Annotated in this window: 12 protein-coding genes; 10 read left to right on the forward strand and 2 right to left on the reverse strand. The window is 31.1% G+C overall.

Annotation, left to right across the window (positions count from 1 at the left end):
- Positions 1-35 precede the first annotated feature (35 nt).
- From ACTTAU_RS03365 to ACTTAU_RS03380, 4 genes are read left to right on the forward strand one after another with little or no spacing between them, the layout of a single operon-like run.
- Positions 36-2,468 carry a GcvT family protein gene (locus tag ACTTAU_RS03365; protein ID WP_438305549.1) on the forward strand — a complete coding sequence of 811 codons (2,433 nt, stop codon included), beginning with the start codon at positions 36-38 and terminating at the stop codon, positions 2,466-2,468.
- Positions 2,468-3,217 (forward strand): electron transfer flavoprotein subunit beta/FixA family protein, encoded by a 750-nt coding sequence (locus ACTTAU_RS03370; RefSeq protein ID WP_438305547.1) that lies wholly within the window; start codon positions 2,468-2,470, stop codon positions 3,215-3,217. Before ACTTAU_RS03365 ends, ACTTAU_RS03370 begins: the two co-directional genes overlap by 1 nt.
- Positions 3,217-4,170, forward strand: a complete 954-nt coding sequence (locus ACTTAU_RS03375; protein ID WP_438305545.1) for an electron transfer flavoprotein subunit alpha/FixB family protein — start codon at positions 3,217-3,219, stop codon at positions 4,168-4,170. The genes ACTTAU_RS03370 and ACTTAU_RS03375 overlap by 1 nt, the downstream gene beginning before the upstream one ends.
- Before the next feature lie 22 nt (positions 4,171-4,192).
- Entirely contained in the window at positions 4,193-5,812 is a 1,620-nt protein-coding gene (locus tag ACTTAU_RS03380) for an electron transfer flavoprotein-ubiquinone oxidoreductase (RefSeq protein WP_438305544.1), read from the forward strand.
- Positions 5,813-5,990: 178 nt separating this feature from the next.
- Here the strand turns inward: ACTTAU_RS03380 and ACTTAU_RS03385 are convergent, their stop codons facing one another.
- Both ACTTAU_RS03385 and hisI read right to left on the reverse strand, forming a co-directional pair.
- Entirely contained in the window at positions 5,991-6,365 is a 375-nt protein-coding gene (locus ACTTAU_RS03385; RefSeq protein WP_438305542.1) for a DUF2237 family protein, read from the reverse strand.
- Positions 6,366-6,833 (reverse strand): phosphoribosyl-AMP cyclohydrolase, encoded by a 468-nt coding sequence (gene hisI, locus ACTTAU_RS03390; RefSeq protein WP_438305540.1) that lies wholly within the window; start codon positions 6,831-6,833, stop codon positions 6,366-6,368.
- A 77-nt stretch (positions 6,834-6,910) separates the two neighbouring features.
- On the opposite strand from hisI, the gene folE reads away from it, so the two are divergent.
- From folE to ACTTAU_RS03420, 6 genes are all read left to right on the forward strand, one after another.
- Entirely contained in the window at positions 6,911-7,513 is a 603-nt protein-coding gene (gene folE, locus ACTTAU_RS03395) for a GTP cyclohydrolase I FolE (RefSeq protein WP_438305539.1), read from the forward strand.
- 1 nt (position 7,514) lies between these two features.
- Positions 7,515-8,516, forward strand: coding sequence for an oxidoreductase (locus ACTTAU_RS03400; protein WP_438305536.1), 1,002 nt, complete (start codon positions 7,515-7,517; stop codon positions 8,514-8,516).
- Positions 8,516-9,403, forward strand: a complete 888-nt coding sequence (locus ACTTAU_RS03405) for a LysR family transcriptional regulator (protein WP_085114070.1) — start codon at positions 8,516-8,518, stop codon at positions 9,401-9,403. The genes ACTTAU_RS03400 and ACTTAU_RS03405 overlap by 1 nt, the downstream gene beginning before the upstream one ends.
- Positions 9,404-9,496: 93 nt before the next feature.
- On the forward strand, positions 9,497-10,513 hold the full coding sequence (locus ACTTAU_RS03410) for an extracellular solute-binding protein (protein WP_438305532.1): 1,017 nt from the start codon (positions 9,497-9,499) through the stop codon (positions 10,511-10,513).
- Between the two features lie 14 nt (positions 10,514-10,527).
- Entirely contained in the window at positions 10,528-12,135 is a 1,608-nt protein-coding gene (locus ACTTAU_RS03415; RefSeq protein WP_438305530.1) for an ABC transporter permease, read from the forward strand.
- On the forward strand, positions 12,132-13,193 hold the full coding sequence (locus ACTTAU_RS03420) for an ABC transporter ATP-binding protein (protein WP_438306254.1): 1,062 nt from the start codon (positions 12,132-12,134) through the stop codon (positions 13,191-13,193). The genes ACTTAU_RS03415 and ACTTAU_RS03420 overlap by 4 nt, the downstream gene beginning before the upstream one ends.

Consider the following 13,193-nt stretch of genomic DNA (forward strand, 5'->3'; position numbering starts at 1 on the left):
TTCAGAGTAGATAAAAATTTAGTAGGAATCGTTTCATGAAATCAAAAGCTAAAGTAGTTGTTGTTGGTGGAGGAGTAGTTGGAGTTAGTGCTCTTTATCACTTAGCGAAAAAAGGCTGGTCAGATGTTGTTTTAGTTGAGAGAAAAGAATTAACTTCTGGTTCAACTTGGCATGCTGCAGGATTACTTCCATTATTTAATATGAGTTATTCTGTAGGACAACTTCATAAATATGCAGTTAATCTTTATAAAAAATTAGAGGAAGAAACTGGAAAAAATGTTGGCTTTAGTGTTGTATCTAATATTCGATTAGCAAGCACCAAAGATAGAATGGATGAATATCATCAGTATGCCGGTGTTGCAAAAACAATTGGAGTTGATGTAAAATTTTTAACACCTCAACAAGTTAAAGAAATTTGGCCACTATGTCATACAGATGATTTAGTTGGAGCAATTCAACATCCTGAGGATGGCTATATTCAACCAGCAGATTTAACTCAAGCACTAGCAACCGGTGCAAGAAATATGGGTGCAGAAATTTACAGGAATACAACCGTACTTGCGATGAAGCAAAATAAAGATGGTTGGGTTGTTGAAACTGACAAAGGTTCTATAGAATGTGAACATATTATTTCTTGTTCAGGAAATTTTGCAAGACAAACAGGTAAAATGGTTGGTTTAGATATTCCTGTTATTCCAGTAGAACATCAATACATTGTAACAGAACCTCATCCTGAAATACAAAAAAGAAAAAAAGATGGTTTACCTGAAATGGGAGTTTTAAGAGATAGTGATAGCAGATGGTATATGCGAGAGGAAGCTGGTGGATTAATATTAGGCCCATATGAAGATGGAGCTCCAGCGTGTTATGTGAATGGACCATCAAAAGATTCAGAGTATGAATTATTTCAAGAAGATTTAGATAGACTTGCTCCGCACATTGAAGGAGCAATTCATCGTGTACCTGCATTTGGAGAAGTTGGTGTTAAAAAAGTTTACAACGGTGCAATTTGTTATACACCAGATGGTAATCCAATTGTTGGTCCTGCATGGGGATTAAAAAACTTTTGGATTAATGAAGGACACAGTTTTGGAATTACTGCAGCAGGCGGAGCAGGTTGGCAATTAGCTGAATGGATTGTAGATGGAGAACCTACAATTGATATGCTAGGTGTTGAGCCTAGAAGGTATGGAGACTATTGCTCTAAATCATATCTAAAAGCTAAAAATGAAGAAGCTTACAGTCATGTATTTATTACTCACTATCCAGATGAAGAAAGACCAGCTGCAAGACCATTAAGAACTTCACCTTGTTATGAAAGAATGAAAGATTTAGGTGCTGTTTTTGGACAAAAATTTGGATGGGAAAGACCAAACTTTTTTGCAACAGATGGAATGGAACAAAAAGATGATTGGTCATTTAGAAGATCAAAATGGTTCGAGGCAATAAAAAAAGAATGTCAAAATGTAAAACAAAATGTGGGTCTTTTAGACATGACCGCATTTGCAAAATGCAGAATTAAGGGTCCAAAAGCTGAAGAGTTTTTAGACTTCTTAGTTGCAAACAAGCTTCCTAAAAAAATTGGGAGAATAAATTTATGTCACGCATTAAATACTAAAGGTGGCGTTCACTCAGAATTCACAATAATGAAAGAAGCAGAAAATAGTTACTATCTTGTTTCTGCTGGTTCAAATTTACGTTTAGATCATGACTGGATTCAAAAATGGATGCCAACAGATGGGTCTGTTACTTTTCAAGACCTTACAAATAGCACAGGCGTTCTTGTTGTTGCAGGACCTAAAGCAAGACAACTAATGGAAAAAGTTTCAACAGATGATTTTTCCAGTGAAAATTTCAAATGGCTCACTGCTAAGAATGTAGATATTGGGTATGCTCCAGTTAACGCAATGAGAGTAAACTTTGTTGGAGAATTAGGTTGGGAACTGCATCATCCAATTGAGTATCAAAATCATATTTTTGATAAACTAATGGAAGCTGGAAAAGATCTAGGCATTAAACCCTTTGGTATTCGTGCAATGAACAGTTTAAGATTAGAAAAATCTTATAAATTAGTTGGAACCGAAATGTCTATAGAGTACTCACCTTACGAATCTGGTTTAGATAGATTTATCCACCCAAACAAAGGAAATTTTATTGGCTTGGAGGCATTAAATAAATGGAGAGAAAAAGGTTTTGATAATAAATTAGTAACTTTAGAAGTTCATAATACAGAGGATGCTGATGTGCTTGGAAATAATCCTATTTACAAAGATGATAAAGTGATTGGAAGAGCAACAGGTGGTGAGTATGGTTTTAGATTAGATAAATCTATTGCACTTGCAATGGTTAAACCAGAAATGGCAAATGTTGGAGAAAAATTAAAAGTTGATATTTTAGGAAAAATATACGATGCAACAGTAATGGATGAAAGTCCTTACGATGCAGAAAATAAATTATTGAGAGCTTAATGAAAATATTAGTCGCTGTAAAAAGAGTAATTGATTACAATGTCCAGATTAGAGTTAAAGAAGATGGTTCTGGAGTTGTTACTGATAATGTTAAAATGTCAACTAATCCACCTGATGATAACGCGGTTGAAGAAGCAGTAAAAATTAAAGAGGCTGGTAAAGCTACAGAGGTAGTTGCAGTTACGATTGGTGAGGATAAAGCTCAGGAGACAGTTAGAAAAGCTTTAGCAGTAGGTGCTGATAGAGGAATTCATGTGAAAGCAGATGGAATTTTAGAACCATTGGCTGTTTCAAAACTATTACAAAAAGTTGTTGAAAAAGAAAAACCTGATTTAGTTTTTATGGGCAAGCAAGCAATCGATGATGATTGTAATCAAACTGGTCAAATGTTAAGTGCTTTACTAAATTGGCCACAGGCCACTTTTGCTTCAAAAATAGAAGTTAAGGATGGAAAATTAGAAGTCGTTAGAGAGATTGACGAAGGTCTAGAAACAATCGAGATTAATATTCCAGCAATTGTAACTTGTGATTTAAGGTTAAATGAGCCACGATATGCATCTTTACCAAATATAATGAAAGCAAAGAAAAAACCTGTTGATCAATTAAATGCTTCAGAACTAGGAGTAGATATTGCAAATAGAGTTGAGCAGATCAAAGTTGAGGAACCTCCTAAAAGAAAAGCGGGAATAAAAGTTGCTAATGTAACTGAACTTGTTCAAAAGCTTAAAAACGAGGCGAAAGTAATATAATGGCTGTACTATTAATAGCAGAACATAATAATAAAGAGCTAAGACCTTTTACTTTAAATGCTGTTACTGCCGCATCTCAAATTGATGAAGATGTGCATGCTTTAATAATTGGTCATAACAGCGATGAGGCTACAAAAGCTCTATCCGCTTTACCAGCTATAAAAAAAGTTATTAACGTGGATGCGCCACATTATGAAAACTTTACTGCAGAAAATTTTGCTCCGGTTGTGGTTAAAATTGCTGAAAATTATTCTCATGTTGTTTGTTCAGCTAATACTTTTGGTAAAAATTTAATGCCACGAATTGCTGCTTTGTTAGATACATCTCAAATTAGCGATATAATAAAAGTGATTTCAACAGATACATTTGTGAGACCTATTTATGCAGGTAATGCTTTTGCCACAGTTAAAAGTAAAGATTCAAAAAAATGTGTAACAATAAGACCTACTTCATTTGATCCATGTGAAAGTTCTGGCGGCTCTGCACCAATTGAAAAAGCTGATGGTTTAGATCAATTTGCTCAAACTAAATTTATTAAAAGAGAAGAAATAAAATCTGATAGACCAGAACTTGGCACAGCAAGAATAGTAGTTTCAGGTGGAAGAGGTATGCAAAGTGGTGATAACTTTAAATTAATTACTGAAGTAGCAGATAAATTAGGTGCAGCAATAGGTGCATCTAGAGCTGCAGTTGATGCAGGGTATATTAGTAACGATCATCAGGTTGGACAAACAGGCAAGGTAGTAGTTCCAGATTTGTACATTGCTGTTGGTATTTCAGGAGCTATTCAACATTTAGCGGGCATGAAAGAAAGTAAAGTAATTGTAGCAATAAATAAAGATGGTGAAGCTCCCATTTTTAGTGTTGCTGATTATGGATTAGAAGCAGATTTATTTGAAGCCCTTCCTCAATTCCTAGCTGAATTGAATAAATTAAACACTATACAAAAATAATACCGAAAGATAAAAACATCATATGACTAGAGAGTCGATGGAATATGACGTTGTAATTGTTGGAGGTGGACCTTCCGGTTTAGCAACTGCTATAAAGTTGAAACAATTAGACTCTAATTTAAATATTTGTTTATTGGAGAAAGCATCAGAAATTGGTGCACACATTATAAGTGGCAATGTTTTTGAGACACGTGCATTAGATGAATTATTACCAAATTGGAAAGATTTAAATGCACCAATCAAAACAAAAGTTAGTAAAGAAAAATTTTTATTTTTAGGCAAAACAAAATCATTAAGTTGGCCTACATGGTTGTTACCATCAGTACAACAGAATCACAAAAATTATATTATTAGTCTTGCAAATTTATGTAGATGGCTAGCAGAACAAGCTGAGGCTTTAGGAGTTGAAATTTTCCCAGGGTTTCCAGCTAGTGAAATTTTATATAATGAAGATGGATCAGTTAGAGGTATAGCAACTCAAGATATGGGCATTGATAAAGAAGGAAATAAAAAAGATAGTTATGAACCTGGCATTGATTTAATTGGAAAGGTAACAGTTTTTGCAGAAGGTTGTAGAGGTCATCTTGGAAAACAGTTAATTCAAAAATTTGAATTGAATAAAGGTAAAGATCCTCAACAATATGGAATCGGTTTTAAAGAGATTTGGGAAGTCGATGATAAAAATCACGAAGAAGGTCTTGTAATGCACACAGCAGGATGGCCATTAGATAATAATACTTATGGCGGAAGTTTCATGTATCATGCCGAAAATAAACAAGTATTTTTGGGTTATGTTATTGGTTTGGATTATAAAAATCCTCATTTATCACCATTCGATGAGTTTCAAAGATTTAAAACACATCCAGCAATAAAAAAAATCATAGAAGGTGGCAAAAGAATATCTTATGGAGCTCGTGCTTTAATTGAAGGGGGTTTTCAAAGTTTACCTAAAATGTTTATGCCAGGAGCATTACTTGTGGGATGTGATGCAGGTACTTTAAATATGCCTAAAATTAAAGGCTCTCATACTGCTATGAAAAGTGGAATAATAGCTGCAGAAACTATAATCGAACATTTTAAAGAAAATAAAAGCCTCTCTATTTTTGAGGAAAAATTTAAGAATAGCTGGCTTTATGATGAGTTGTTTAGAGCAAGAAATGTTAAGCCGAGTTTTAGTTGGGGTTTAATTCTTGGAATAATTTTTACAGGAATAGATCAAATATTGTTTAAAGGTAAATTGCCATTCACATTAAAACATAAGCATGCAGATCATGAAACTTTAAAGTTAGCTAACGAGATGCCAAAGATAGAGTATCCAAAACCAGATAATGTAATTACATTTGATAAAACGAGCTCTGTTTATCTAACTGGTACCAATCATGCTGACAATCAACCAGTTCATCTTAAATTGAAAGATCCTGAACTACCAATTAGATATACATTAGAAAAGTTTGATGAACCTGCGCAAAGATATTGTCCTGCAGGAGTTTACGAAGTGCAAAATGAAAATGGTAATAATAAGTTTGTTATAAACTCTCAAAATTGTATTCATTGCAAAACTTGTGATATTAAAGAACCATCACAAAATATAACTTGGGTTACACCTGAAGGCGGAGGTGGTCCAAAATATGGTAATATGTGATTAATTAGATAAAAATTTTATTAAAATAATAATCACGCCTATTATAACTGACCATATAAAAAGATTGTTAAAAAATATTTTTTTATTTTTATTCGCATAAATAAATCCTGGTAGAACCAAAATAAGAATTAAAATTAAATATATTACAGATAAAATTTCATCACTCATTTAGATGAATTCAAGAAAGATCAATTGCAAATTTTTTTAAAACTTCAATAGGTAAAATTTTTAAAGTATTTTGATGAGTACTTTTTAAATAAATAGGGCATCCTTTACCTGCCTCTACAGCTTTTGCATACCAACTTGCACACACACACCAGCCATCTCCATCTTTCAATCCAGGAAAACCAAATTCAGGATGAGGTGTAATTAAATCATTACCTGCTTCTTTACACCATTCTAAGAATTCATCTGTAACTTTTGCACAAACAGTATGAACACCATGATCATTTTCATCTGTATTACAACATCCATCTCGATACCAACCTGTTAATGGATCAAGTGAGCATTGCTCTAGGTCTTGACCTAGAACATTTTTTTGTTTGTCACTCATTTAAATTTTTGTTGGATTGGGTTGTCCCTTGTAAACTTCCTCAGGATCAAATTTCTTTTCTGTTTCTAAAAACTTCATTTCAATTTTTCTTCCATTATCAATTGGACCCAATGGAACCGATCTATAAAAGCATGATCTGTATCCAACATGACAACTAGCTCCATCACCAATATCAACTGTCAGCCAAATTGAATCTTGATCATCATCAATTCTTATTTCCGTAACCTTTTGAGTAAATCCACTTGTTTTTCCTTTGTGCCAAATAGCTTTTCTTGATCTACTAAAATAATGAGCTTCTTTTGTTTCAATTGTTTTTTTAAAAGCTTCAACATTCATATAACCATGCATTAAAATATCTTTCGTTTTAGAACACATTGTAATTACAGGAATAAGTCCATCATTATCAAATTTTGGAGAAAGTAGATTTCCTTCTTCTATTTCAACGACATTTTCTCTTTTTTTGAACATATTATGTGATTATGTAGCATATATAGAGATATATTAAATATTTTAAAAATAAGATTTTATAGGTATAAAAACGCTCAATGAAATTAGTTAAAGAAACAGACAATCAGCAAATTAAAAAAGTTTCAGATCAAGAAGCTGAGGAGGCTTTTAGAACAATCTTAACTTGGATGGGTGAAGATCCTGCAAGAGAAGGGTTATTAGAAACCCCTAAAAGAGTGACTAAAGCATTTAAAGAATATTTTGCTGGATACGCTGAAGATGCAAATAAAATTTTAGAAAAAACATTTGGTGATGTTGAAGGATATGATGATATGGTTGTTGAAAAAAATATTTCAGTAACAAGTCATTGTGAACATCATATGGCACCAATTGTTGGTACTGCACATGTTGCGTATATCCCTAAACAAAGAGTTGTAGGTTTAAGTAAATTAGCAAGAGTAGTTGAAGTTTTTTCAAAACGATTACAAACACAAGAAAGATTGACAATGCAAATTGCACAATCATTAATGACAGCTTTAGATGCAAAAGGTGTGGCAGTTACTATTGATGCAGCGCATCAATGTATGACGATGAGAGGAATTAAAAAAGAACACGCTACCACAGTTACAAATTACTTTTTAGGTCAGTTTAAAGAAGATCTTTCCATTCAAAATAGATATTTAAGATTTATCAGTAAATAAAGTGTCTACTCAATTTAAAGCATTAATCATCGATCAAGAAGGTGAGGGTTTAAAACGAGAAATTAAATCTATTGATCAATCTTATTTAAAACATGGGGATGTTTTAGTTAAGGTTAATTATTCATGTTTAAATTATAAAGATGCACTTATTTTAAATAATGGAGCAAGATTAGTAAAAGAATATCCACATATTCCAGGAATAGATTTTTCAGGAACTGTTGTAGAGAGTGGAAGTGATAAATTTAAAAAAGATGATGAAGTTATTCTCACAGGATGGAGAGTAGGTGAAATTTATTATGGTGGTTATTCTCAATTTGCAAAAGTAAATTCAGAATTTTTAGTCAAAAAACCAAAAGATTTAACAGCCAAACAGGCAATGATTATGGGTACAGCTGGGTTAACAGCTCTGTTATGTGCTTTTGCAATAAAAGCAAGAGAAGAACTTTTACTAGGAGAAAAAGTTAAAGATGTACTTGTAACTGGTGCTTCAGGTGGAGTTGGTAGCATTGCAGTTATGATCCTAGCAAAGTTTGGTTATGATGTTACAGCGGTTACAGGAAAAAAAAGTAATGAAGAATATTTAAAATCGATTGGCGCAAAAACTATTATAAATAAAGATGATTTAGACAAAGATCCTCGACCATTAGATAAAGGTTTATGGGATGGGGTAGTGGATACTGTAGGTGGAAAAATTTTAGCTAATGCTCTAGCTCAAACAAGAGATAACGGTATTGTTGCTGCATGTGGAAATGCGGCAGATATTAAACTTAATACAACTGTAATGCCTTTTATAATTCGTGGAGTTAAACTTTGGGGAGTAAATTCTGTAACTGCTTCTATTAAAAGAAGAGAATTTGTTTGGAATGAAGTTGCAAAAGTTATTAATTTTGAACTTTTAGAACAATCAATCAAAACTATTGGTTTAGAAGAATTAATTGGAATTTACTCAAAGATGTTAAAAGGAGAAACGTCTGGCAGATATATTGTAGATGTTAATAAATAATGGATTGGGACAAATTAAAAATTTTTCATGCTGTAGCTGAAGCAGGAAGTTTTACTAATGCAACAATAAATTTAAATTTAAGTCAATCAGCTATTAGTAGACAAATTCAATCTTTAGAACAAGACCTTAAAGTTCAGTTGTTTGAACGTCATGCTAGAGGTTTAACTTTAACCGAAAATGGAGAATATGTTTTTAAAACTGCTCATGAAGTTATCAGTAAACTTAAAGAGGTCGAAACATCATTAGGTGACCAAAAAAACAAACCAACAGGAAAATTAACAATAACAACAGTCAGAAGTTTTGGTACGCACTGGTTAACTCCAAGAATTGAAGAGTTTATGAGACTTAATCCTGAAATAGAAATTGAACTGGTATTTGATGATAAAGAATTAGATCTTAGCACAAGACAAGCAGATATTGGTATTTTCATGAGAAGACCAAAACAATTAAATTATATTCAGAAAAAACTAGTTGATATTAAATATTATATATATGGATCTAATAGATATTTAGAAAAATATGGAATGCCAAAAACAATTACTGACCTCAACAAACATAAATTTATTTCATTTGGAAAAGGTGCACCTTCACCAGTTTATAACCCTGATTGGGCATTAAAACTTGGAATGCATGATGGAAAAAAAAGAAAATCAATTATGAAAGTAAATAGCGTGATGGGATTATTGTTAGCAGTAGAGTCTGGTGTTGGATTAGCAGCATTACCAGAATATCTTGTTACTAATTCAAATAATGTGATTAAAGTTTTACCTAAATCAGAAGGACCAATAACCGAAGCACATTTTGTGTATCCTCAGTCACTAAAAAATACAGCTAGAGTTCAGGCTTTTAGAAATTTCCTTTTTAGCAAGATAGGTGATTGGAAATAATCCCATTTTTCTTGACAAATACTTGCTAAAATGCGAATGATAATCATTCTCAATTAGAGAATTATCAAACCAACCAACAATTGAAATAAGTAAATGAAATTTATTTTAGTAAGTTTTTTAATATTAAATTTTCTATCAACTTTTTTAAAAGCTAATGAGGTCAATGTATTTAGCTCAAGACATTACTCATCAGATATTCAGTTATATGAAAAATTTACTTCACTCAGTGGCATTAAAGTAAATATTGTTTCTGGAAAAGACGCTGCACTCCAAAAAAGAATTATAGAAGAAGGATCAGACTCAAAAGCAGATATTTATATTACTGCTGATGCTGGAAGATTAGGTTTATTTGATAAAAAGGGCATGTTCCAAAATTCTATTTCACCAAAAATTAAATCAATAGTTCCAGAAAGTTTAAGAAGTGAAAATTGGACAGGGATAGCAAAAAGAGCAAGGATTATTTTTTATTCAAAAGATAGAATAAACAAAGAAGATATCAAAAATTTAAATTATGAAGATTTATCTAATCCTAAATGGAAAAATAAAATAACAATTCGTCAATCAAATAATATCTATAACCAATCCTGGATCGCATCAATCATAAGTAATAATGGTAAAGAAAATACAGAAACATGGATAAAAAAATTTAAAGGAAATTTTGCTAGAGATCCAAAAGGGAATGATCGTGCTCAAATATTAGCTGTTGCTGCTGGAGAAGCTGATCTAGCAATTGCTAATACTTACTATTACGCACTTATGTTGTCTGGCCAAAAAGGATTTGAACAACAGGAAGCAGCAAAAAAAGTTTTGCCAATCTTTCCTAATCAATCAAATAGAGGAACCCATATGAATATTAGTGGAGGTGGTATTTTAAAAAATGCTCCAAATCCTAAAAATGCAATAAAACTTTTAGAATTTCTTTTAACAGAAGAGGCTCAATCACATATAGTCAAAAACACGTTTGAATATCCCATTAATGAAAATGTTGAACCTAGTAATCTAATTCAAAGTATGGGAACATTTAAACAAGATCTTTCAACACCAGTTGAAGATTATGCTAAATTTCAGAGTATTGCACTTGAGCTTATGCTTAGAAGTGGTTGGAAATAAATTTTACTTATATGATGAATAGATTAAACATTTGGTATCTAAGTTCATTATCAATCTCGATAGTTGTTGCTATTCCTATTGTAATTATTTTTAGTAGCTTTTTTGAATTAACAAGTGAGTACAGTTTAATTTTAAAAGAAACATTTTTATTAGACTATATCGTAAATTCCCTGGTTTTATTAATTGGAGTAATAGTTATTACTTCAATAATAGGAATTGGATGTGCATATTTAGTATCTTTTTACGATTTTCCAGGTTCTAAATTTTTTAAATGGGGATTGATATTATCATTTGCAGTACCAGCCTATATTTATTCATATTCACTAACTGCTTTTTTTGAAAATTATGGAACTGCATACTCTATATTGAAATCTTTATTTGGTGATGGTGAATATAACAAATATATTCCAAAATTAGATGGAATGGTGGGTGCAACTATTGCAATTTCATTTTCAATTTTTGGTTATGTTTATGTTTTAACAAGGGCATCATTTCATTATCAATCACAAAATCTTATTGATCTTGGTAAAAACTTAGGTTTTTCAAAGAAAAAAACATTCATGAAAATTATCCTACCAGCTGCAAGACCGTCAATAATAGCGGGGCTATCTCTTGTTGCTATGGAAACACTATCTGATTTTGGTTCAGTATCTTTTTTTGGAGTTTCAACGTTAACTACAGGAATTTATAATGCTTGGATAACTTATGATGATTTGACATTAGCAAACCAATTATCATTTTATTTATTAATCTTTATATTTATTCTTTTTACATTAGAAAATATTTCAAGACAAAAAGCTCAATATCATTCTCCCTCAAAAAGCGGAATTCAGTCTAAAACAAAAATATCCCTTAAGGGCTATAAAGCTATACTTTCTTTCGGAGTATGTTTTTTAGTTTTTTTTATAAGTTTTTTATTTCCAGTATCTCAGATGGCCTACTGGACTTATTTATTTCCAAATCACTTAGTAGATCTAAAGTTAATTGAATTATTGACTAATACTTTATTACTAGTTTTTTTGTCCTGCTTATTATTAATTTTTTTAAGTTTCATTTCTAACTATGGAAATAGAATAACTAAAAGTAAGCTTCTTCAATATCTCACAACATTTTCAATATCAGGATATGCAATGCCAGGAATTATTTTAGCTGTAGCTTACATCTCATTTATATCATTTTTAGATAACAATTTATTTTCAAATTTTAATATAAAATCATTTTTCATAGGTTCTATTTTTGGATTAGTTTTAGTTTATTTTGTGAGATTTTATTCACTAGCTAATAATGGATTAAAATCTGGGTATTTAAAGATTAATTATTCAATAGATGAAAGCGCTTATTTGCTTGGTTATTCTAAGATTAAAACTTTTACTAATATTCATTTACCTTTTTTAAAAAATTCTATTTTTTTAGTTATAATTTTACTTTCAATAGAAATAGTTAAAGAATTACCAATTACTTTAATTATGAGACCATTTAATTTTGATACATTTGCAACTACCGCTTATGTGTTTGCATCTCAGGATCTACTTGAAGCAGCAGCTGCACCTGCATTATTTTTAATCTTAATATCAAGTATTTTTATATTATTAACCTCTAGATATATATTAAAAGATAAATAATGAATAATTTCTTTGAAATTAATAATGTTACTTTTGCTGCCAGCAAAAAAAACAAAGTTAATAATGTATCTTTAAAAATAGAAAATGAAGGTGATGTGGTTTGTTTGCTTGGTCCATCTGGTATTGGTAAAACCACAATTTTAAGAACTATAGCTGGTTTAGAGAAAATAAAATCTGGATCAATTAATTTAAACGGCAAAGTAATTTCTTCTGAAAATTTACACATAGAACCAGAGAATAGAAATATATCATTATCATTTCAGGATAATTCTTTGTTTCCTCATTATAATGTTATCGACAATATTAAATTTGGAGCTGAGAGAAATAAAAGAAAAAATGAGAGACTTAAATTAACTGAAATTCTAGAATTTTTGCATCTAGAACATATTCAAAATAAGTTTCCTCATCAAATTAGTTCTGGGGAGGCTCAAAGAGCAGCATTAGCTAGATCATTATTATCAATGCCTGATTTGCTTCTTCTAGATGAACCTCTTTCTAATATTGATCAAAGCTTTAAAGAGGAAATCCAAGTAAAATTAAAACAATTACTAAAAGAATATAAGATCACCACTATTATAGTTACACATGACTCATATGAAGCTTTTTATCTTGGAAATAAATGTGGGATAATTTTAGATGGTCAGTTAAAACAATATGACGATCCTTATAACGTATATCATTTTCCAAATTCTATAGAGGTTGTAAATTTTTTAAATAGAGGGATATTAATCCCAGCCAAAGTTATAGATGAAAAATCTCTTGAAAATAAAGATCTTGGATTAATTGAGGGTGATTTTGTAAAGCATTATCCAAAAGGGGCTAATGTTAAATTGTTACTTCAGCCAGAAGATTTAGAACATGATGATAAAAGTAATTTAAAACTTGAGGTAGTTGATAGAAAATTCAGAGGGACAAACTTTATTTATACACTTAAAACACAAAGTAATTTATTAATACCAGTGTTTGTACATTCTCACCATGTTCACCAACATGAAGTTGATGAGAAATTTGGAATTAAAAGACCTATTCATATTGATCATATTGTTTGTTTTGATTAA

Source organism: Candidatus Pelagibacter sp. HIMB1505 (assembly GCF_052047915.1).
GTDB lineage: Bacteria > Pseudomonadota > Alphaproteobacteria > Pelagibacterales > Pelagibacteraceae > Pelagibacter > Pelagibacter communis_A.

Coding starts and splice junctions, on each gene's coding strand:
- folE (WP_438305539.1), top strand. CDS start 6,911: ATGAAATTAGTTAAAGAAACAGACAATCAGCAAATTAAAAAAGTTTCA.
- ACTTAU_RS03380 (WP_438305544.1), top strand. CDS start 4,193: ATGACTAGAGAGTCGATGGAATATGACGTTGTAATTGTTGGAGGTGGA.
- ACTTAU_RS03410 (WP_438305532.1), top strand. CDS start 9,497: ATGAAATTTATTTTAGTAAGTTTTTTAATATTAAATTTTCTATCAACT.
- ACTTAU_RS03405 (WP_085114070.1), top strand. CDS start 8,516: ATGGATTGGGACAAATTAAAAATTTTTCATGCTGTAGCTGAAGCAGGA.
- ACTTAU_RS03385 (WP_438305542.1), bottom strand. CDS start 6,365: ATGAGTGACAAACAAAAAAATGTTCTAGGTCAAGACCTAGAGCAATGC.
- ACTTAU_RS03375 (WP_438305545.1), top strand. CDS start 3,217: ATGGCTGTACTATTAATAGCAGAACATAATAATAAAGAGCTAAGACCT.
- ACTTAU_RS03365 (WP_438305549.1), top strand. CDS start 36: ATGAAATCAAAAGCTAAAGTAGTTGTTGTTGGTGGAGGAGTAGTTGGA.
- hisI (WP_438305540.1), bottom strand. CDS start 6,833: ATGTTCAAAAAAAGAGAAAATGTCGTTGAAATAGAAGAAGGAAATCTA.
- ACTTAU_RS03370 (WP_438305547.1), top strand. CDS start 2,468: ATGAAAATATTAGTCGCTGTAAAAAGAGTAATTGATTACAATGTCCAG.
- ACTTAU_RS03415 (WP_438305530.1), top strand. CDS start 10,528: ATGAATAGATTAAACATTTGGTATCTAAGTTCATTATCAATCTCGATA.